The 21,197-nt window shown below is 41.9% G+C and carries 16 protein-coding genes; 8 read left to right on the forward strand and 8 right to left on the reverse strand.

Features of this window, described 5'->3' with window-relative positions; genetic code table 11:
• The 4 genes from BCU68_RS17130 to BCU68_RS17145 all read left to right on the forward strand — a co-directional run.
• Window positions 1-226 (forward strand): ATP-binding cassette domain-containing protein (locus BCU68_RS17130; RefSeq protein WP_241901270.1); only part of this gene is annotated, 226 nt, incomplete at its 5' end.
• A 4-nt stretch (window positions 227-230) separates the two neighbouring features.
• Window positions 231-461, forward strand: coding sequence for a TOBE domain-containing protein (locus BCU68_RS17135; RefSeq protein WP_241901271.1), 231 nt, complete (start codon window positions 231-233; stop codon window positions 459-461).
• Window positions 462-465: 4 nt separating this feature from the next.
• Window positions 466-987: a metallophosphoesterase gene (locus tag BCU68_RS17140; RefSeq protein ID WP_241901272.1), complete on the forward strand. Its 522-nt coding sequence runs from the start codon at window positions 466-468 to the stop codon at window positions 985-987.
• Window positions 962-1,282 (forward strand): hypothetical protein, encoded by a 321-nt coding sequence (locus tag BCU68_RS17145; RefSeq protein WP_241901273.1) that lies wholly within the window; start codon window positions 962-964, stop codon window positions 1,280-1,282. Before BCU68_RS17140 ends, BCU68_RS17145 begins: the two co-directional genes overlap by 26 nt.
• A 229-nt stretch (window positions 1,283-1,511) precedes the next feature.
• Here BCU68_RS17145 and BCU68_RS04805 read toward each other — a convergent pair whose 3' ends face one another.
• The gene (locus tag BCU68_RS04805; protein WP_102563663.1) at window positions 1,512-4,406 is read right to left on the reverse strand and encodes a beta-galactosidase; all 2,895 of its coding nucleotides are present in this window, start codon (window positions 4,404-4,406) and stop codon (window positions 1,512-1,514) included.
• 358 nt (window positions 4,407-4,764) lie between these two features.
• On the opposite strand from BCU68_RS04805, the gene BCU68_RS04810 reads away from it, so the two are divergent.
• The 3 genes from BCU68_RS04810 to BCU68_RS04820 all read left to right on the forward strand — a co-directional run bounded on the left by BCU68_RS04810 (window position 4,765) and on the right by BCU68_RS04820 (window position 10,995).
• Entirely contained in the window at window positions 4,765-7,026 is a 2,262-nt protein-coding gene (locus BCU68_RS04810) for a beta-galactosidase (RefSeq protein ID WP_102563664.1), read from the forward strand.
• Between the two features lie 63 nt (window positions 7,027-7,089).
• Entirely contained in the window at window positions 7,090-7,578 is a 489-nt protein-coding gene (locus BCU68_RS04815; protein WP_102563665.1) for a hypothetical protein, read from the forward strand.
• Between the two features lie 312 nt (window positions 7,579-7,890).
• Window positions 7,891-10,995 carry an FG-GAP-like repeat-containing protein gene (locus BCU68_RS04820; RefSeq protein ID WP_157935163.1) on the forward strand — a complete coding sequence of 1,035 codons (3,105 nt, stop codon included), beginning with the start codon at window positions 7,891-7,893 and terminating at the stop codon, window positions 10,993-10,995.
• A 140-nt stretch (window positions 10,996-11,135) separates the two neighbouring features.
• Here the strand turns inward: BCU68_RS04820 and BCU68_RS04825 are convergent, their stop codons facing one another.
• From BCU68_RS04825 to BCU68_RS04840, 4 genes are all read right to left on the reverse strand, one after another.
• Window positions 11,136-12,248 (reverse strand): zinc-binding dehydrogenase, encoded by a 1,113-nt coding sequence (locus BCU68_RS04825; RefSeq protein WP_198591679.1) that lies wholly within the window; start codon window positions 12,246-12,248, stop codon window positions 11,136-11,138.
• Window positions 12,249-12,398: 150 nt separating this feature from the next.
• Window positions 12,399-13,238: a class II fructose-bisphosphate aldolase gene (locus BCU68_RS04830; protein ID WP_102563666.1), complete on the reverse strand. Its 840-nt coding sequence runs from the start codon at window positions 13,236-13,238 to the stop codon at window positions 12,399-12,401.
• A gap of 27 nt (window positions 13,239-13,265) precedes the next feature.
• Window positions 13,266-14,780, reverse strand: a complete 1,515-nt coding sequence (locus BCU68_RS04835; protein WP_102563667.1) for a hypothetical protein — start codon at window positions 14,778-14,780, stop codon at window positions 13,266-13,268.
• 12 nt (window positions 14,781-14,792) lie between these two features.
• Window positions 14,793-15,698, reverse strand: a complete 906-nt coding sequence (locus BCU68_RS04840; RefSeq protein ID WP_102563668.1) for a PfkB family carbohydrate kinase — start codon at window positions 15,696-15,698, stop codon at window positions 14,793-14,795.
• Between the two features lie 169 nt (window positions 15,699-15,867).
• Here BCU68_RS04840 and BCU68_RS04845 point away from each other — a divergent pair, with 169 nt between their 5' ends.
• Window positions 15,868-16,743 (forward strand): AraC family transcriptional regulator, encoded by an 876-nt coding sequence (locus BCU68_RS04845; protein ID WP_198591680.1) that lies wholly within the window; start codon window positions 15,868-15,870, stop codon window positions 16,741-16,743.
• Window positions 16,744-16,746: 3 nt separating this feature from the next.
• Here BCU68_RS04845 and BCU68_RS04850 read toward each other — a convergent pair whose 3' ends face one another.
• From BCU68_RS04850 to BCU68_RS04860, 3 genes are all read right to left on the reverse strand, one after another.
• Window positions 16,747-17,991 carry a beta-agarase gene (locus BCU68_RS04850; RefSeq protein WP_102563670.1) on the reverse strand — a complete coding sequence of 415 codons (1,245 nt, stop codon included), beginning with the start codon at window positions 17,989-17,991 and terminating at the stop codon, window positions 16,747-16,749.
• A gap of 89 nt (window positions 17,992-18,080) precedes the next feature.
• Entirely contained in the window at window positions 18,081-19,337 is a 1,257-nt protein-coding gene (locus BCU68_RS04855) for a beta-agarase (protein WP_102563671.1), read from the reverse strand.
• Between the two features lie 194 nt (window positions 19,338-19,531).
• A complete protein-coding gene (locus BCU68_RS04860; protein ID WP_102563672.1) occupies window positions 19,532-21,121 on the reverse strand; it encodes a sugar porter family MFS transporter in 1,590 nt (529 codons plus the stop codon).
• Window positions 21,122-21,197: the final 76 nt, after the last annotated feature.

Genomic DNA, 21,197 nt, shown 5'->3' on the forward strand with positions numbered 1-21,197 from the left:
CAAAACCAGAGCGTTGGTCAGCGAAAACATCACCTATGGACTCAAAGTTCGAGGTATTTATCCCGTTGCTCGTGAGAGGAAGCTAAAAGAGATGCTGGCGATGTTTGACTTAGATAAGTACGCAGACCGAGGTGTGAATCAATTGTCGGGTGGTCAGCGTCAACGTGTAGCACTAGCCCGCGCTATCATTACCGAGTTGTATTATCAATGGCAGTGCAACGCTTAATGTGATGCTAAGACCAGAAGATATTCAGTTGACTGAGATCACCGACGATGAAAATGTACTAACTGGTACCGTCGCTAGCACCGTATTTTTAGGCGATCGAACACGCGTTATGCTTCGTGGTGTAACCAATGATGCGCAGGTAATGGTCGACTGTTTTGAACGTGTTGAGTATCAAGCTGGGCAAGTTGTGACTCTGTCATTTGACCCTTCTCGTCTTATCTCTTTAAAGAAGTAGAACCATGCTGATTGCACATTTAACAGACTTACATATCAAAAAAGGCGGTAAGCAGGCCTACCGCTGTGTCGATACCTTAGACTGCTTACGTAAGGCGGTAAGCCATATTAATAACTTGAAGCCAAGACCAGACTACCTTGTTATCACAGGCGATCTTGGTGACTTTGGTACACCTGACGAGTATCAAGTTATTAAACAAGAACTGCTCAACGTCCAGTTACCGATACTTGCGGTGCCTGGTAATCATGATGAGCGCAATAACTTGCGTGAAGGTCTAAAAGATATTGTCGAGTGTAACCATCCAGATTTTTGTAATGTTGTTGTAAATCATCAAGGTCAATTACTGATCGGCCTTGATAGCTCTGTGATAGGTAAGCCTTATGGTTATCTCTCTGAGGAAACTTTATCTTGGTTAGAAACGACACTTCAGCAGAACCTAGATAAACCCGCTTTACTGTTTATCCATCACCCACCTATGCATGTGGGGTTGAACCATATGGATGTTCAAAAACCTTCAAAACGCTGATGAACTCAGCTCGGTACTTAATAAGTTTGATAATGTTCAAGGAATTTGTGCAGGGCATTTACACCGGCCAATTACAGCGACTTGGAATGGACTACCTGTTTGGGTAGGCCCGTCGCACAGCCACTCTGTCACACTGGATCTCGCACCAAATGCATCGCCATCTTTTTCATTAGAGCCGACTGCGATTCAACTCCTAAAATTTGAAGGGAAATCGGTGGTGTCACACATTAGCTACATCAGTGATAGTGACGGTCCATACCCTTTCTTTAATGAGAAAGGCTTGTTAATCGACTAGCACCGAGTATGAGCGAGCCTCCCACATCAGCTACGTGATTAAGACAACGATAAGCTAGAGGAGTGGAGTGTGCATAAATACATGCTGTTAATGTGATAGATGAACGGTAACGAAGCTTCGAAAAATAGAGTACACGTGACATTGTTATTAATTGACATAGCGCCTAGAGAAATTTATCTCTAGGCGCAGTTTTCATAGTAGTTAAGTACTGGGATTAATCTTCAGCAAATTAATTTAGGTTACCGTAACGACTTTCGTAAAGTGATGCATGAAACTGTTTTGCAGCATCAACGAGCTCTTGGTACGGTGTGTCGGTGACAGTCACAAAACCGTTGTTGTAGTTTTCACCATCCCATGCACGTCCTGTCACTGGAGAGTCTAGGTATTGGAACCAATGCGCACCGACAAAGTATGGGTTATCTACAATACTTTGCATGTAATGCTTGAACATATCACCACGCCATTGTTGAGATTCGCCACTGATTGGTCCTGGATGGAACATACCACTATCCATCGCACCAAAGGCAAACTCGCCAATAAAGCTAGGTTTATCCAATTCTTCTAGTTGGCTCCAGTCCCCTTTTGACTGAAGATCATAAGCATAAAGATTATAGGACATCACATCCACATATGGTGCTGCCGCTTTCGTTGCTTCTGGTGTTACGCCCCAATCAGCAAAGCGCGAACCAAGAAATAGGTGATTTGGCAATTCTTGCTTCACTTCTTCACTCACAACCTTGAAGAACTCGTTAGCGTGCAATGTTAAGAACATTGAGAAGTCAGATTTTAGCGTATCAGTATACTCTCCAGAAAATTGATAGCCATCCGATAGATCATCCCATGACTCTAGACTCTCAGCCCAAGCGGTATTTAGTAGAGTAATTTCACCATATTTACTTTTCAGCGCCTCAACATATGCGGTTTTCGCAAAACTATTTTTTGCATTTAGACGCAATGTTGAGATAGCGAGAGAATAGTGGTTGGCATCGAGTTGCATGTTGCCCCATGTAAGTTCATTATCGACAAATATTCCAATGCACCAAGGTGAATCAATTACATCTTGAGCAACACTCTTAGCCATTATTTCTACAGATTTTCTAAATTCTGGGTCAAACGGATCATGCATGGCCCCCCAATAATCGTTACCCGTTTTTATTTTTTGGTGATTGCCTACAATCCAACCATGCGCTGTGTATGGAATTTTAGTATTGCTGTAATAGCCTGTATCGGACCAGTTACCTAATGAAGTGAAGCCCCAGTCCATCATTCGTGAGAGTACGACCTCTCGCCAGGTTATCAAAGCTTCATTAAAGGAATCAGGTGCAAACTTGCGTTGTAAGTTTGCACCATAAAACGAGAAGACTTCACCGTGATCAAGAGGACCATCATGAATCATTTTGCTGTATTGATAAGATTGAGCCAGAGGATCATTATAATCTGGTAACCAGCTAAACATGTTGCGACGTAAATCGGAAAGTTCGGTTTTTTCTCCTTTTTGTTCAAGGTACGGGACACCCGATATTTCACTTGGGCGATAGTTAGTTGTGTCAGGCTTTTCTATTTGGGTAAAGCCAACCCCTGTAGTCGTAAAGGTATCATCTAGTCTAATGTTGTCGAGACCTGTCGCAAAGTAAAGGTAGCCTTCAGGGTCAACAAGTGCCCATTTACCTTTAACTTTTTCTGTTCGGAAATAACCTGTTGCATCAAGTCTTGGACCTTCTTTCCAGCCACCAAATTTTGATCTGTCGGGCATTAACGAGGCATTTTTTATTAGGCTAATGTCTTCTTTTGCCCGCTGGACAAGCTGCTCATCATCAGTGATTTTTTCATTCCATTTATCTTCCTTATATTGGCCATATTGGTCAATTAAATTCTCAAATCGTTTAGAATCTGCCGCGAGATTGGGAAGCAAAGACACCGCTGATATTTCCAGCGTGGCTTCATTCTGAGGGTTCATTTGGAATAGTTGGATACTAACAATGTTACTGGTGTCCAACTCATCGGCACCCCAGCCAAATCCCATTTGCTGTGCCTGATACGCTTTTCTTGGTGGAAGCCCCCTCATACCTGCATCAAATGTTTGGTCTAAGTTCTTTAGAGTAAAATAATACGTACCTTCATCATTGGGTGATAGCTGCACGTAACCAGTGCGGCTATGCTTTACGCCATCTGACTTACCGCCGAGGTTGACATCTACATCATCATCAACACGAACATAGAGTTGGATTGGTGCTTCACCAGTATATTTGAGGTCAAAACCTAAAGTGATGTCTTCATATTGGCTCCAGTCCCAGGGCTTGTCTTGAGCAATTTTAACCGTTGGGTAGTCTTCATCCGTACCATAGTGAACTTCGAGCGTTTTCTTTCCATTATTATCTACAATACGAACATCTGAACCGGTATGACGTTCAATCATGTCAAGACTGCCGTCATCGAATGTAATTACGGGAGCAATGATATCAATGGGCGCATCGATCATTTTTGTTTCGCGAACCTCTGATTGGACTAAATCCCCCGTCCCTTCAAGAAAATCGACATTATGAATTAATAACGTTTGTTTATCTGCTGGTCCAACGGTGTACAAGGTCATCTCATACAATTGGCGTAAGTTGAGCGCTTCTCCCCCACGATAACCGGGCATTTCCATGGCTGAACCACTGAAATAAAATTCAATAGTTCGTTTTTCATTGGGTTTTAGATCGACTGGAAGATCGAGTTGATGGTTCGCTGCACCCATGATACCAATGGTGTCAGCAAGTTTTATTTCGAAGTGCAAAGGGGCATTAGTTGGGTTTTCAACCTCCATAGAGAACCCGCCCTGTGTGTTCCAGTCCCATTTTTCATCAGGCGCAAAAATCTTCACTCCGGGCCATTTTGAATTGGCTTCGCTTTCGCTAATAGCATCGAACTCGATGGCTAATGTGCCTTCTTTCTTTTTAATGGTCACATGGCTTGATTGCATCTTATTCATGATTTCGTCGGAGGTAAGGTCAAGTTTTGCCGCGGTGTTTAAGGTGGACTCATTTACCAGTGATGTTTGTGCACCCACATGATGTGTATACACTAAGCTGGCAGCAAGCGTACTGGCAATTAGAAGTGATAAGGCAGATCTTTGAAGTTTCAAGAGGGACTCCTTGTTCCTATATGATATTGGTTATTTAACATTGAAGTAAAGTTCAACCAAAAGATCTATAGGTAAACCTGTAGCATCGATAAAACTGTGACTACCGTGGCTTAAAATCATTAAAATTGCGATGGATATTTGATGTTGCCCATAAAAATGTCATGTTTACCATTTTGCAAATCAAGACTTAATAGCTGTAATCCCCTTTAAGGGTTTGGTGTTATTGCTAATTTATAAATAAAATGACTTTTGCGATATTGGTCAACGATTGGTTTGTTATGTTGGGTTATATTGGTTGATAAATTTATTAGGTGCAGCATGCTTGTGTTGATGCTGCCAGTTTGAGGTAACTATTAATATGTCTATGTTAGCAAAGGACGCTGTTAGGTTTTCTGAACATGATACGTCAATTTCATTATTTAATTTTTCAGAAGCAACAATTCCAAGTCAATTCTCGTTTGAAAATATCGAGGCAAAGATTGTATCGAGTGGTGATGGTATTACCACTGGTGAGCATGCGCTAAAAATACATACTCATAGTAAAGAGAACTTTTATACATCAGTTTTTCTTGAACCAAATGATGGCGAAGTATGGGATTGGAGTTTGTTGCCTGCATTTAGTTTTGCTTTTGATGCAACCAATGTAGGGCAACGTTCAACTCAGCTTTTTATTAATTTATTTGATCATAAAGGGCAAATGCATAGTCGCTGTGCAACGATTCCTTCGCAAACAAGTGATACTTACTTAATCGAATTAAAAGGTGAATTTCTTAAAGGAAAAACGAATTTTGACTCTGGTTTGCGCTCGAATCCGGCATCTTTTGATACTCCATTTACGTACGCAACATGGATGTGGGGGCTGATGAATGTCGATTTAACAAGCATCGTCAAAATCGAATTAAGTATACACGGCACTTTGATTGATCACGATATTATCTTTGATAACTTCCGTTTGATGTTAAATCCAGATCCAAATCCTGCCTTTCTTGATGGTGTCATCGATCAGTATGGTCAAAACCGCGATGCGTCTTATTCTGAGAAAGTAACCTCTGACGACGATTTGCTTGCCCGTACCGCTCGTGAATTGCAACAGTTGAAAGAAGGGGCGATGCCAGACCGAGGTAGGTTTGGTGGATTTATAGATGGTCAACGTTTGGAAGCGACGGGATTTTTTAGAACAGAGAAAATTGATGGTAAATGGTCGCTCGTTGACCCTGAAGGTTATCCATATTTTGCGACAGGTATTGATATCATTCGTTTGGCGAATGCCTACACCATTACTGGCGTGGATTATGACCATAACAAAGTAGAGTCTCGTGCATCCGATGACGTCACACCTGAAGACTCTAAAGAAAAAGTTACGGTTCCGTTTGCAGCCAAAGAAAGTGCCTATATAGCGAATAAAGCCCGTCGTGATATATTTCAGTGGTTGCCAAGTTATGAAGAACCATTAGGTGAGCATTATGCTTACATGCGTGAGTTGTTTGAAGGGCCTGTTGAGCGTGGAGAAACATTTAGTTTTTATGCGGCAAACTTACAACGTAAATACGGACAGGACTATTTGGAAAAATGGCGTGAAGTCACGGTTGACAGAATGTTGAATTGGGGTTTTACGTCATTGGGCAATTGGACGAATCCTGAATTCTACCGCAATAAGAGAATACCTTTTTTTGCGAATGGTTGGATTATTGGTGACTTTAAAACAGTCAGTAGTGGGGATGACTTCTGGTCGGCTCTTCCTGATCCATTCGATCCAGTTTTTAGAGAGCGTGCTCGCGCCACAGTAACGCAAGTACGTGAAGAGATCAAAGAGACACCATGGTGTGTTGGTATTTTTATTGATAACGAAAAAAGTTGGGGACGAATGGGTACGATCGAGGGGCACCATGGTATTGCGATTCATACCTTGGGTCGTGACGTCGCAGACTGCCCAACTAAGGAGGTATTCGTTGATACACTTAAAGCAAAATACCGCACAATTGAAGCATTAAATGCACGTTGGGATACCAGTATTCTATCTTGGGATATATTGGCTTCTGGCGTGAAAGCGTTAGAGCATAATGAAGCCCAGCTCGAAGATTATGGCATGTTACTTGAAGTTTTTGCTTCGGAATATTTCCGTGTCGTGAATGAAGAGTTAAAAGCACAACTGCCGAATCATTTGTATCTTGGCGTGCGATTTGCTGATTGGGGAATGACACCAGATGTAGTTCGTGCAGCGGCAAAACACTGTGATGTTATTAGCTACAACTATTACAAAGAAGGGTTGCACCCTGAACCATGGAAATTTCTACCAGAGATTGATATGCCAAGTATCATTGGTGAATACCATATTGGGTCCAAAGATGTAGGCTTCTATCATCCTGGGTTAGTATGCGCGGCAAATCAGCAAGAGCGTAGTGAGATGTATGAGAGTTACATGCACAGCGTGATTGATAACCCTTACTTTGTTGGGGCACATTGGTTCCAATACATCGACTCACCTATTGCTGGACGTTCATTTGATGGCGAGAATTACAATGTTGGTTTTGTGTCTACCGCGGATGTTCCGTATGAGCCAATGGTAGAAGCTGCGCAAAGACTGCATAGCCAAATGTATAAGCGCCGCTATCAAAAATAAAGGGCGTGTAAGGTAACTAAAAGGGCTGATTTCATCTATTAGCCCTTTACTCGGAGAGCGTTCATGACATGGACTAGAAAAGTGATCACCTTTTTATTACTGAATACGATGTTTTCTCCGTCGTTGTTTGCCTGTGCATTTCATGATCTTGCGACAGACAATCTAACCGAAGAATTGTCTTATACTGTCAGTTATTACATTAAAGTCGGACGTACTCAAGGGAAAATTGAAGAACCAAGTAATGATAGTATGGCAATGTATTTATTTTTAAATTCATTAAATAAAATGCCTCAAGAATCTACTGTGTTCGATTTTCGACAGCCTATTGATGGGCATATGTCGACCATTAATATGACGAGTAAATCGACATTGCTTGAATACAACCCTGAGCGTAAAGTGCCGATGCTGATAACCGAAATGGATATATTATGGGGATTGGCGCAGGGACGGTTTACTTGGCAGTGGGTCAAATCTGAAGGTCTAGCGACGATTAATGGTACTGCTGACCAACGATCAATATTAGATAAGATATTTAGCGAAATGTATATTTAATTAATTGTTTGATGTAATACCTTGTGCGTACATTCTATCTATTAATAGATAGAATGTATTGTCATTGTGCTACTTGATTAATAAATTAGGCCTGAAGGTAGTGGTGTCTAAATTGTATTTATGCTGTTAACTGTCAAGGATATAGTGCTCCCCATTTGATTGAATATTGGCGTGTAGCTGTGTTTATTTTAATTATTAAGGATATGTCATCGGTTATATTATAGTGGCGTATGTCAATATAAGCTCATGGCGTTTATTAATATAGGATAGGTAACATATAGATATAGTGTGTATTAACATTAGGGAAGAGTGATGAAAGGATATAAGAAGAGTGTGTTAACCCTATCTCTATTCGGTTTTTTTTGTACGTTGCCAGTAACATCATCAGCAAATAATACCCCGTTCATTGTCAAGCCAGTATCTCCAGTCGTGTTCAACAAAACAATAGATAGTGCAGTTAAACGACTTGTTTTAGAGCTCGATAATCAGGGAGAGTATGCGACACTTAGTGTTTATGCTGGGGAACAGTTAATTGTCGATAATATGAATGTGCCATCAAAAGGAAAACAAACCTTATCTGCATTGGTGAAGTTTTCTGATTTAGGTCAGGTAGAGTTAAAAGTAAAATCGCTAACCTCTTCATTGGTTATTCATAGTTTAACGTTAGAATCCGTAGAAGATTTAATTATCCCTCATTATGAAGATATTTCGGTAAAGGCGGGGCTTGATAAAATTAGTTCTCTAAAGTATGGCGGACCGTCAGTTGCTGATATTAATAATAATGGATATTACGACTTTGTTGTTAATAATCATAATGAGGAAAGCAGTAAGCTTTATTGGAATAATGGAGACGGTACCGTAACAAAACACCATAAAGACCTTTCTCGTTGGTATATGCATGATTTACATGGCACGTCATTCGCAGATTACGATAATGATGGTGATCTAGACCTGATTTTAGCGCAAGGTGGTGGTAATGGTAGAAACCCATCAAGGAACAACTTTTACCATAATAATGATGGTGAATTTGTACTCTATACAGGCGATATTGGCATCGAGCGAGGTGCTCGAGGTCGAGGATCTAAATGGGGAGACTTTAATAAAGACGGCAAGCTTGATTTTGTCATGATTAATGAAAGAGGGTTGTATAAAGAGACGCCACAACATCATTTTTATGAAAATGTGGGGGAGGGGAAGTTTGAATTGCGCTCGGTTGATGGGATTGAAAATGAAACGCCAGAGCGGGCATTAATTACCGACCTTAATAATGATGGTATTGATGACATTATTCTTTACGGACACCGTGATGCGATGTCTGTGTGGCGAGGAAATGGTGACTTTACCTTTACTAATATCACATCGCAGTTTCCTCAAGCGCTTCGTGATGTAAAACAAATTTCAGCCGTGGTTGATTTAGACATTGATAACAACGGTAGAACGGATTTGTATTTTGCTCGTGGTAATGAGTTTGAACACGGTCGTGGAGAAGCGCCTTCCGTTGATTTTGATCCAGAAACTAAACAGTTTTCTATTAAACCACGGCCGTACTTTGGTAAAGATCAGTGGCAGTTTACCGCTGATGGTACATTGAAACTGGATAACTACTATTTCCTAGGTCAAAATGGATTTCGTCATAAAGACTATCCGATATTTTTAGGCAAAGACAAGCACGCCACAGCAGTACCTTCCGGTGGGGAATTTGAATTTTCTGCTGAAGATGCACAAGGTTGGCCGGATGACATCAATAAGAGTGGCGTCTATTTTGGACACATAGGGAACGGGCAATGGAAGGCGGCGTTAGTGCGCAAAGGGGATATATTCTGGGCATACAAATTTAATCTTACCGGGGTAACATCTTACGACTTAGAATTTACGCCAGAAAATCGGAATCTCAGAGATTTCTTGATTCGAAATGATGGTGACAAATTTGTGGATGTATCGGAAGAGTGGCAGATACCTCGTGGCGGTAATGCACAAGGGGTGACAACGGGTGATTTTAATAACAACGGTAGGCAAGACCTTCTTGTTTATCGTTGGGGCAATGTTAACCATCGTATTTCTGATCTTATGTTGCTCAACAATAATGGTCGCTTTGAGGCGGTAACCATGCATGGAGCGTCTGATGTCGGCGGACCAGGCTATGGGGATATGGGACAAGCATTTGATTTTGATATGAATGGTCGAACCGATATTTTAAGTGGCAGTGAATTTGGTGAGTGGTATCTATACAGCAACCAAACAGAAGGTATCGGTAATTATGCTTTGGTTAGAGTTGGTTATTCACCGAAAGACAATATAGACTCGATCGGCGCGACGGTCACTGTAAAAACGGCGGATGGAAAGTGGCGCAAACGAGTGGGGTCTGCGGGGGAAATTTTTTCGCAAAGTTTGTTGAATATTGTCCATTTTGGCTTGGGTGATGCTGAAGAAATCGAATCCATTATGGTGACGTGGAGGAATGGTGAGTCGGTAGAATTTAAAGATAAATCGGTTAATCAACAGTTCTATACGGATAAACTGGATCCTGAGTCGTTAACGATTGAATCGGAGTTTGAACACATTCGAGAGAATACAGGGGTGGCGCTTGGGCTCATTTCGCATCCGTTGAACTCTGATGCCTCAGTAGTATGGTCAACTAGTAATAATAAAGTGTTAACGGTCAATCAGTCAGGCGTGGTTTCTGCCGTTGGGCAAGCTGGTCAATCCGCGACGATTACAGCCAAAAGCAAGGTGACTAATCTAGCAACGACACGCGCGTTCGAATTGGTGGATTGGTACCCTAACCCGATAGAATCGATTGTGCTCTCCGACAAAGAGACCTCGTTTATTGTCGGTGAAACGGTATCGCTTAATGTTGCTGTTAATCCGGCTCAACCGGATGATGCAACATTGACTTGGTCAAGTAGTGATGACGGTATTGCGACCGTTACGTCTCATGGTCTTGTCAGTGCTTTGAGCGTGGGTGAGGTGGTGATTACGGCTCAATCTGCGGTGAACAACACCATCAAAAGTACGATCAAGCTAACAGTGGAGCCTAATATCGAGGGTTTTGTTCGCATTTCAGGTCACGATACGTACGCTCAGCAACCCATCGTGATGAACGGTACGATGACGGTGAAAGTCGATTATCATGCCGGTACGGAGAACAAAGTCATCTCGGCTGATGAAGGTGGTTTGCGAATTTGGCTACGTCATTTTCAACGTAAATGGTTGCCTCAACGTGACATTGTTTTAGTGAAGGCTGAGGCGATTGATACTGAGTTCGGTAGTTTTAGTTTCACTATCCCTCTTGAAGGTGTTGCTCCAACTAATACATTGCCAGAGGGGCACTTTTATTCACTTCGAGCAACATTTACAGCCAGTGATGGCACTATGCACAGCCATGAAATTTATCCACTAAACTTTGTTGCTGACTAAATTTATGAGTTTGGAAGTGATGTAACGAGATATTAGTGTAGTAAAAACGGAGTTTGATATTAAAGCCCGACCTTGAAAATCAAGGTCGGGCTTTAATGATTGCTTTTGATGTTCTTATCTCACGTGTTATTTAGACTAACTTAGTTAATCGTGATCACCTTTATACCTTCCATGCGAATATTGGTTTCGATTGCCTCGGTCAGTTCATCTAATGGAAACTCGTGAGTGACGAGTTTTTCTATGGGAAGGCCAGTACGCTTAATGCCCTTCATACATTCTATCGCATTTGGGTAATCTTCTGGACTGTATGCCCACGAGCCTACTAAGGTGATCTCTTTATTACAGATATCCAAATGAGGATTCATGGTTGCTTCGCCATTATTAACAAAGAAGCCAACCTCACATACACCACCACCACGCGCTACTAATTTAAGTGCGGTAGAGGCAGCAGCAGGCACCCCGGTACATTGGAACGCAAAGCTCGCACCGCGGCCGTTGGTCAGTGATTTAACTTGTTCAACGATGCCAGCTGTATCATCAAAGTCCATAAAGTTAATCGTCTCTGTTGCCCCTAACTCCTTTGCCAGTTGCAGGCGAGATTCCTGACCATCTATTGCAATGATCTTCTGCACTCCAAGTGTTCTAAGAACTGCGATAACAGATAGGCCAATAGGGCCAACCCCCTGAATAAGAACGGTAGAAGCAAAGTTGATTAACTGTGTGCTTTTTGCGCGCTCTACCGCGTGAACTGCGACCGCAATCGGTTCAATAAGAATGCGTTCTTTCAGGCTAAAATTTGATACGTTAAAGAAGGTTGACCCTGGTTTTAGGACAAGGTATTCACCAAACCAACCATTAAAACGGTTTTCAGGTTGGTCGCCCATCAGGCCATAGCAACCCATGTTTTCACAAAGATTGGTTCTGCCTGGGGTGTTTACACAAGGCTCACACTCGCCGCATGGGATGATGCTGGTAATAATTTTGCTGCCAAGTGCGACAGGGTTTCCTATTGTATCTGATGCAATATTACGACCTAATTTAACTATTTCGCCAGTACCCTCATGACCAAGAACTATCGGCATAATGCCAAATGGATCATTGCGGTATTCATGGACATCGGTACCACAAACGCCACATCCTTCGATACGAACTAAGATTTCATCGTCCATGATGTTTGGGAGAGGATGTTCAATAAATTGAATTGTTTTGATGCCCTTAAGGACAGCAACCTTAGCCTTTTCTGGAATATACATAATCGTTATTTTCCTTATGAAATTTAAAAAGAATACAGTTTCTCGCTCGAGCACCTAATTAATTTGTGTCGAGTTGGCTGAATTTAGACATTAGGACCCTTAGTTACAGTGGAGAACTAAGGGCGGTATAACTGGACTGAATAACAATGTTTATCGAATTGAATTCACCGCCTTTAGACGGTCTAAGACGACAGCTTGAACTTGAGGAATAACCTCTTTCATGATGACTGGTGGATAAGCCGAAGCGACATCTTTGGTTATTTTTGCGTGAGCTTCTTGCATGTAAGTGGTATGGACAATTGTACCAATGTTAATTTTGGCAATCCCCATGGTGATTGCTCTTTGAATATCTTCATCGGCAATCCCGGTTCCACCATGCAGTACCAGAGGGTTAGATACTGCATTGGCAATCTGTTGTAAGCGATCAAAATGAATTTTTGGTGTTGTTGGTGTAAAGCCATGAGCGGTACCGATACCAATTGCAACGATATCTGGACCAGCCTCTTCGCATAACGCCACAACGTCTGCTACTGATGCTAGGTAATCATCTTCACTTTTTATGATGACATCTCGTCCCATAATTTTGCCAATTTCAGCTTCTACCGAGACACCAGCACTACGTGCGTAATCGACGACTTCTCGTGTCATTTTGATGTTGGTCTTAAGGTCATAATGAGAACCGTCAATCATGACAGAATCGTAACCATCGTCGATTGCTTGCTTACATAGATCAACAGAAGTGCTGTGATCGAGGTGTAAGTAAATTTTTTGATTGGCTATACGTTCAAAACCATCCACCATTTTTCGACATAAGTACGTACCATTCAGCTCGGCAACAGGTGGGTACGTCATTGCCATAAAGGGTAGGTCTAGCTCATTCGCTGCTAATGCAACAGCATGAAGATCATAAATATCATTAATATTAAAGCCCGCAAGACAGCGTTGTTCAGCACGGTACTGGTTTAGTAACGTAGTTAAGTTTGTAGACATAATTCAATTCCAGAGTGTTTTGTAACGTTAAAAGTCAAGTTTCTTTGGTAGACCGCGCCCCGTCGTTTGGGCGGCTGTTGCAGGCAGTTCATTGATACCAGCCCAATAGTTAAATTCACGTAGGTCTTCAAGAAGGTGACCTCGAGCAACAACCCAGTGATGATCCATTCCGTGATTCATGATGGAGCTGGCGACAGATTTAGAGTTAAGTTCTGTTGGGACAACCTCGCCATAGCAACCTCTATAGCGCATTGGTGATTCAACGAGATTTCCTTCAAATGAGAAGACGGTTGATGCATGAGGATATTGATATTTAGCGATGGTAACTGGGCCTGTTTCTTGTAAAAATTCGAACAACATGCCGTAGGAAGTTTCTGGATCGTAATTGTCCAGTATGCTGTGATTTCGTATTTCAAGCTGACATCCGCTACGCATTAACTTGGTTGATGTACCGCCACAGTGCCACATGCCAATTTTATTTTCACTATGATTGACGAATGAAAAATCCATGAGTGTCGGCAAGCCTTCGCCTACCGTAATTTCATTTAATATGGTCATGGTAAGTAAAGCACCCATGTCCGATTCATCGGCAACAGGGAGCCCAAGATCTTGTACTAATGAGCCTGCGCCATCGCCTGATATACCGTAGTTATCAAATAGCTCTGGCCAGTTTTTCAAAGCTACGCCGATGTAACCTTCTTTGTTTGCATAGTCGGCTATAGCCAAAGCCAGTCGAACCGACTTCTTCAATTCACCGTGCTTTACATCGCACTTATATACTTTGGGCGAATTCACCAGTTTATCGACTAATGGGTTCAATATGTCATCGTTGTATTTGGCTTCGCCATGTAGCCAAATAGTATGCATATCAATGCGTTCTACCGCTAAACCAAAATGTTTGGCAATCGACATTTCGTTGAGCTCACAATCATAGAATCCAGGAACACGCATCCCACCCACCATCAGCAATTTGGCGTGTTTTAGACGTGCTTTTGCGGATGTGGTGCGAATAAAGCGACCTAATGATTCGTTTAGGCTGTCTGCACCAGGTTCTTCAAATATCCAAGAATATTGAACTTCCATTGATGAAAGATTATTCAGCAAAAAATTTTGTCCGCACAAGCGGTTTGCAGTCAAACTTCCACCTGTGGTTTCTGTATGGGACCAACTCAATATAGGCACATTGTGGTCGGCTAACCAGAGTGCTAATGCGAGAGCCAAATCGCCTTGTATGTAAGAAGCTTGATAGATGATAAGCGCCTTCATACCTTGAGCGTAGTAACTTTCTAGGAGCGCTAGCATCTCTTCCTTAGTTTGAATCGGCTCTTCTTCGGCAAGCATAGAGTTATACTGGGAAAACACTCCCGTGACATCAGACACTGCTTGTTTATAAGACTGTTTGGCTTTTGCCCAATCAAAATGCAGTTCGAAACCAATGCCAATGAATCCTACAGGTACATTGCTGTAGTTAGCTTTAGGTGCAATTAGGGATTTCATTTCTTGTTCAAGCAATCCAGCACGAAGCGGAAAATTAGTCGTCATTAGGTTTACCTGCTATTGATAATTTTGGATAAAGGATTTAACTTCTGAAGGTGATGGAAAATATGTCCTGCCACCAAAATAGGTTGCAACGATAGCGGCAAACGCCGACGCAAAAACCATTCTTTCGGCCAGTGTGTCACCTTGAATTAGACTGTAGGCATAAGCGGCATGATAGGCATCTCCACAGCCTGTGGTATCCACGACGGCTACCTCAAAACATGGTTGGTGGATGATTTTACCTTCGTGTAGTGCCCAACTCCCATTTACTCCGTCAGTAATGACCAGTTGTGCATCACTTTGCTTACTGAGTGTATTGAGACAGGCTTCGGGATCTTGTTTATTAGAGATATACTGTGCAGCTTCAAGTGGCAAAATAACGTGGCAACCTAACTTGAGCATGGTTTTAAGTTGGGTGAGGTTACCGGCTTCCATATCAATGATAGAAGGTATACCTTTTTCTTTGGCTATTTCTAGCAAGGCGATATTACCTTCAACGTCATAGCCATCGACATACAACAGTTTTGTGTTATCTAGCCATGTAGGCTGGATATCTACCGCTGCAAGAGCTCGATAACCTTGAGTGGTATAGAAAACGGTCCTTTCACCTGATGCATCATCGACTTGCACTAGTGCTGTCGCGGGTACCATATTAGGTTCACAGAGCATTAAACTAGTATCAACATTCCATCGATTTAACTCATTACGTGCAATACTGCTTTGTGCGTTATTACCTAGGTAACCTATAAATGCGGTACTTAACCCAAGCGTTGCCATACCACATGCCCCATTGCCAGCAGGTGCTCCTCCTTGAATGATAATATTGTCTACTTTGTGTTTACTACCGTGATTGTATTGCTCAGGCAGTGTCACAAGCAGATCAATAACATTGAGACCTGAGACCAAAACATCAAATGTCATTTGATTGCTCCATCATAAGAATGTAAGTTGTTGGAATCAGATTACGAGAAATTCATGAGATAAGTTAAATACTCAATTAGGTCAATAGTGTACTATTTTACCTAGAGTTGTGTTTTTGGGGTGGTAATGTTGGAAAATAAGAACTTGATCATATTCTATGAGGGATACAATGAGACCTATACTTGAACATGTACCCAACACGGAACTCCAGTCTCTGTATTTTAATCGTTACGAAAAGACCAGCTTTACGTTTCCTTGGCATTACCATCCGCAATGGGAACTTAATTATATTATTGAGGGAACCGGCTCGGCTTATACGGGCAATACTATTCGCCATTTCGTTGCCAACGAATTAGCCTTGATTGCGCCAAACATCCCTCATTGTTGGAAAAGTAATGTAGGGGCAAAGAGTGGCGTGAAGTCGATATTTGTTCAATGGGATAATTGTTTCCTAGGTGATAACTGGCTAGAAAAACCAGAGTTTACGAGTATCAAAGCGATGTTTGATGGATGTCAATCAGGTTTGTCATTTAGTCGTGCAGATGCTTTTGGTGAGCGGATCATAGGGCTACAATTGAAAAGCCCATTTAGACGGATGGTAGGCTTTATTGATTTATTGCATGATCTGAGCATGCAAACAGAAGTTGTGCCATTAGGGCAAGGGAGCATGATTGCACCGACGATGGTAACGGACAAACGAATTATTGCTATTTTGGATTATGTGAGTCAGCAGTACGCTCGAAAAATAACGGCGGAGAATATGGCATCTTTAACCAACATGACCCCAGTATCATTTAGTAAATTTTTTACACGAACCTTTCAAAAAACATTTACACAGTTTCTTAATGAATACCGCATAAGTCAGGCTTGCAGTTTATTAATTTCGACTCGACTGACAGTAGAACAGATAGCTTATCAATGCGGGTATCAAAATATGTCGTTTTTTCATCGGCAGTTTAAGGTAATAAAAGATGGGGAAACACCGATTGCGTTTCGTGCATCCTATCTACAGGGTATTGATGAAGAGCCTGTAGATAGGACGTAGTGATTATCTTGTAACGGGCTTAAAGACACGAATCCAATCAACTAGCATGGTGTTTCGTCCAGAGGTGTCAGCAAGATCCTTATCGGTAGGGTTTGATGTCCACCAACTCTGTAATTCATTGTTAATTATAATATCCATTGGTTTGCTGAAACCCTGGCCATCTTGATAATTATAAGGGTCAATAACCGATGTTGGTGAGCGTTCACTTGCTTCCTTTAGATAGGAAAAGTTAAATTCGCCTCGCTCTTTTTTATAGATATCAACAGCTTGATACCCCTTTCTATCTTCTGACAACTTCTTGTTGCCGTTTACTTTTGGGTAGCTGTAAGTCCACGTCCATTCACCACGATTAAACATCTTCGTTGCAAAAGCATTATTGTAGACAACACGAACGAGTTCGCCGTTAATATAGTATTCAAAGTGGAAAGGGTTCACCCAGTTAACGCCAATTTGAATGTATTGACGCTCGCCATTGTTCCACGTGTAATCTCCCCAACTCGTGTGACCTTCTCGGTCGCCAAGCCACCAACTGTTGACATCTCTAGGTTGATAATCCGTAAATGGATCACGGATAAATGAATGATGGCTCAGGTGAATGTACTGTGAAAAATGACCATTGTTGTTGTCTTTTCCTGGGTACGCTTCAAGAATATCAATTTCTTGTGTGTCATCAGGACTGAGTAGCCATACAGCGGTCGCGAGCGAAATATCGGCAAGACTGACACTTGCTTCCACAAAAACAGGGTATTCAACCTGAGTATTCGACGTGATACAGCCAGCGTTGACTCCCGGTTTTCCTTGCTTTTCTGTGCTCGGGTTTCGTGATAGATAGAATTCTAGGTTGCCATCTTGGACACCAATATGATCGTGTTTCCAATAAGTGGCGCCAGGGCCATCCCAAGCATTATGGTAAAAGTTGTACCATTTACCGTCCCCAAAATCGGCACGCTCCGTGGTTCTCTCAAACGTGTATTTAAAATCATCTGAGACATGCGTTTGGGCTTGCCATTGTTGCTGCTCGCCTGCTGACGCAGGGACATCGAGTAACAAGTAGTCACCAGACGTTGGATCGAGTCCAATCGCTTTGTAGCCGTTTTTGGACGCGGCAGTCAATTCGGTTATGCTGTTTGGACTAGGTTGTGGAGAGATGACGCGATCATAGCCTGTCAATACAGGTTTCGTTGCTGTTGATGCACAACCGGTTAAAGCAATAGCGATCGATGTGATAATGAAGGTGTTATTTTTCATTGAGATTGCATCCGTGATATCAAATCATAAACGAAAAATGCCAAAGCTTTTTTTAAGTCTCAAGCTTTGGCAAAGTGAATTTTTTTGTGTTACTGAGCAACCGGTTTGAATACTCGTACCCAATCAACGAGCATTACGTTTTTACCTGACGTGTCCGATAGTTCGGTATCGGTAGGGTCATGTTCCCACCAACTCTGAAATTCATTGTTTATAATGATATCCATTGGTTTGTAGAAACCTTTACCTTTTTGGTAGTTGTAAGGGTCAATAACCGACGCAGGAGAGAGCTCACTGGCTTGTTTGAGGTAATCAAAATTAAAATCACCAGTATCTTCTCTATGAGTTTCAACACCTTGGTGCCCAGTGTTATCATTTTCTAATTCATTATTGCTATCAAGTTTTGGATAACTGTAATACCACGTTGGAGCACTCCCAGAATACATTTTCGTCGCAAATGCATTGTTATAAAGTACTCGAACCAACTCACCATTAATGTAGTACTCAAAATGATAGGGGTTGACCCAATTCACACCTATTTGTATGAATTGGCGATCTCCATTATTCCAAGTATATTCTCCCCAACTCTCATTGCCATTCATATGATGGCCGTCAGTTGAACCTTGCCACCAACTGTTTTTATCACGCGGTTGATAGTCGGTGAATGGCTGACGGATAAATGAATGGTGGCTCAAGTGGATATATTTTGAGAAGTAGGTATTACCATTACTTTTGCCAGCGTAAGCTTCGAGAATATCGATCTCTTGAGTATCGTCAGGGCTTAATAACCAAACCGCCGCAGCCAAAGAAATGTCAGACATACTAACACTTGCTTCGACAAAAACAGGAAACTCTACTTGCTCATTTGAAGAAATACACGCGGCATTTACACCGGGCTTATTTTGTTTGTCGGTTCTATCGCTACGAGAGACACGAAATTGAGCGTGACCATCGTTTACCGTAAAGTGATCGTGCTGCCAATAGGTCGAACCAGGACCATCCCAGTTGGAATGATAAAAATTGTACCAACGACCTTCTCCGAAATCCGTACGCTCTGATGTGGCATTAAATGTGTATTGAAAATCATCAGACATATTAGTTTGTTCTTGCCATTTATGATTAACCCCGGCGTGGGCCGGTACACTTAGTACATGGACATCCGCAGGATCTTGAGAAACTGAACGATAACCGAGAGTTGAAACATCCGTTAATAATGTTGAACTATCAGGGTCTGCATGCGGGGGCGTTACACCACTTTGATCGCCAGGGGAGACAGGTGCATCGCTTGAACTGCCCCCGCAACCGGCGAGCGTTGTCGCAATTGTCGTTAGCAAAAAAATACGTTTCATTATGTCCAATTCCTTTTAATCTATGGCACTTATTTCAGATAATCTTACACATTTCAACCAATGGGTTTTGTGATCAACCAATTGTATTTAACTGGCAGCCCAATATGGGTTGTGATTCTACTCAATATTGTGATCTGTCCGATGATTTGTGTAGATTAAATTAAGGTCGCATCAATGGATTCGACCTTAACACACTAATATTCTAAGCTCTTGTTGTGTATTTTTTGTCCACTTGAATTGGATGACAATAACACTTCAATTTGCTCAATGGATTTGTCTTTAGTTTCCGGTAATAGTTTGGCGATGAGTGCCAAACCGAGACCACTGAATATGGCGTACATTAAGAAGGTATTAGCTGCACCTAAATTCGCTAATTGCCAAGGGAAGAATTGTTGAATCAAGTAACTTGCAATACTGGTGACAATTGCAGAGACAGGTATGGCCGCACTGCGAACTGAATTGGGAAATATTTCAGAAAATAGAACCCACATAATAGGACCAATCGAGATATGAAATGCGGCAATAAAACCGAGAATGCCAAATAACACTAGATAGGTGTTAACGGTGATCGCTTTCTCGATAATATTTGCTTCATATTGTACTAGTTCAACCGGAGAATAGATCGCTGATAAAGCATCTTTAAATTCGACATCATTGTTAAATACTTTTCCTTTGAGGGACTCAAGCGGAACCACATTGATGGTTTCAGATAGCTGCTCAACGTTGGCATGAGTAAGCTCGAATTTGGCGCTGTTGAATCCATACCAACATGTAAGGTGGCTAAATACCGCAAACGTTAGACCGATGAGTAGTAATGGACGGCGTCCCAATTTGTCTATGAACATAATCGCGATGACGGTAAAGATGACACTGGTTAGACCGATATAAATCGCTTGCTGAAACGCGGCGTTACCACCAAATCCGACTTGTTCAAAAACCGTGGGTGCATAGAATAAGATGGCATTCATTCCAGTGATGCCTTGTACGATGGCGATGGTGACACCAATAACAAGCGCAGTGCGATACTTGGATGTAATCAGACTTTTAAGTTGATGACCAAAAGCGGGCTGTTTGTCTTCTTGCATCGTTGCGTTGATTTCTTTCACTGTATCCATAAGTGTATCTGGGGCGTACAGTTTACTCAGTACTTTTTTTGCTTCCTTAACTTTTCCTCTAGTGATTAACCAGCGAGGAGATTCTGGGACGGTAAACAACAATCCAAACCATAAAGTAGCGGGAACAAGTTCAGATGCGAGCATCGTTCTCCAAATACCTTCGGATGAAAGTAAATAAATGCTTTCAGATACATTGATGACAAGGTAATAGTTAATAAAGTAAGCCATGGATAAACCAATGACAATATTGAATTGGTTACATGAAACCAACTTACCTCGTAATCTAGAGGGGGCAACTTCACCAATGTACATAGAGGCTAGAGATAAAGAGCTAAAGGCAAGGCCACCAATGAAACGAGCGGCAACTAGCATCTCGTAGCTTGTTGATAACGCAGAGCCTACTGCAGAAAAGACATATAAACCCGCAATAAGGATAAGGGTGTTTTTTCTTCCCCATGTGTCTGCTATTTTACCGGCGAAAAACAGGGCAATGATCGCGCCAAGGCTCGGCGCCCCTACCACTGTACCTATCTGTAAATCTGACAAACCAAACTCCATACTAATATAACGAATGGTTCCTGAGATGATTGCGGCATCAAGTCCGAAGACGAATCCACCCAGCGCTACAATTAGCGCGTATCGGATGGCATTTTTAGTGTGATGATTCATTATGTATTCCCTAGCAATTGGTGATGAACCAATAGTCCATCATAGGTAACCCAAAGTCTGCCGATTTGATCACAAT

The organism is Vibrio sp. 10N.286.49.B3 (genome assembly GCF_002873395.1).
Lineage (GTDB): Bacteria > Pseudomonadota > Gammaproteobacteria > Enterobacterales > Vibrionaceae > Vibrio.

Excerpts from the sequence above, each read along its gene's own strand:
- BCU68_RS17135 (WP_241901271.1), top strand. The coding sequence starts at position 231 with ATGCTAAGACCAGAAGATATTCAGTTGACTGAGATCACCGACGATGAA.
- BCU68_RS17140 (WP_241901272.1), top strand. The coding sequence starts at position 466 with ATGCTGATTGCACATTTAACAGACTTACATATCAAAAAAGGCGGTAAG.
- BCU68_RS17145 (WP_241901273.1), top strand. The coding sequence starts at position 962 with ATGTTCAAAAACCTTCAAAACGCTGATGAACTCAGCTCGGTACTTAAT.
- BCU68_RS04810 (WP_102563664.1), top strand. The coding sequence starts at position 4,765 with ATGTCTATGTTAGCAAAGGACGCTGTTAGGTTTTCTGAACATGATACG.
- BCU68_RS04815 (WP_102563665.1), top strand. The coding sequence starts at position 7,090 with ATGACATGGACTAGAAAAGTGATCACCTTTTTATTACTGAATACGATG.
- BCU68_RS04820 (WP_157935163.1), top strand. The coding sequence starts at position 7,891 with ATGAAAGGATATAAGAAGAGTGTGTTAACCCTATCTCTATTCGGTTTT.
- BCU68_RS04825 (WP_198591679.1), bottom strand. The coding sequence starts at position 12,248 with ATGTATATTCCAGAAAAGGCTAAGGTTGCTGTCCTTAAGGGCATCAAA.
- BCU68_RS04830 (WP_102563666.1), bottom strand. The coding sequence starts at position 13,238 with ATGTCTACAAACTTAACTACGTTACTAAACCAGTACCGTGCTGAACAA.
- BCU68_RS04835 (WP_102563667.1), bottom strand. The coding sequence starts at position 14,780 with ATGACGACTAATTTTCCGCTTCGTGCTGGATTGCTTGAACAAGAAATG.
- BCU68_RS04840 (WP_102563668.1), bottom strand. The coding sequence starts at position 15,698 with ATGACATTTGATGTTTTGGTCTCAGGTCTCAATGTTATTGATCTGCTT.
- BCU68_RS04845 (WP_198591680.1), top strand. The coding sequence starts at position 15,868 with ATGAGACCTATACTTGAACATGTACCCAACACGGAACTCCAGTCTCTG.
- BCU68_RS04850 (WP_102563670.1), bottom strand. The coding sequence starts at position 17,991 with ATGAAAAATAACACCTTCATTATCACATCGATCGCTATTGCTTTAACC.
- BCU68_RS04855 (WP_102563671.1), bottom strand. The coding sequence starts at position 19,337 with ATGAAACGTATTTTTTTGCTAACGACAATTGCGACAACGCTCGCCGGT.
- BCU68_RS04860 (WP_102563672.1), bottom strand. The coding sequence starts at position 21,121 with ATGAATCATCACACTAAAAATGCCATCCGATACGCGCTAATTGTAGCG.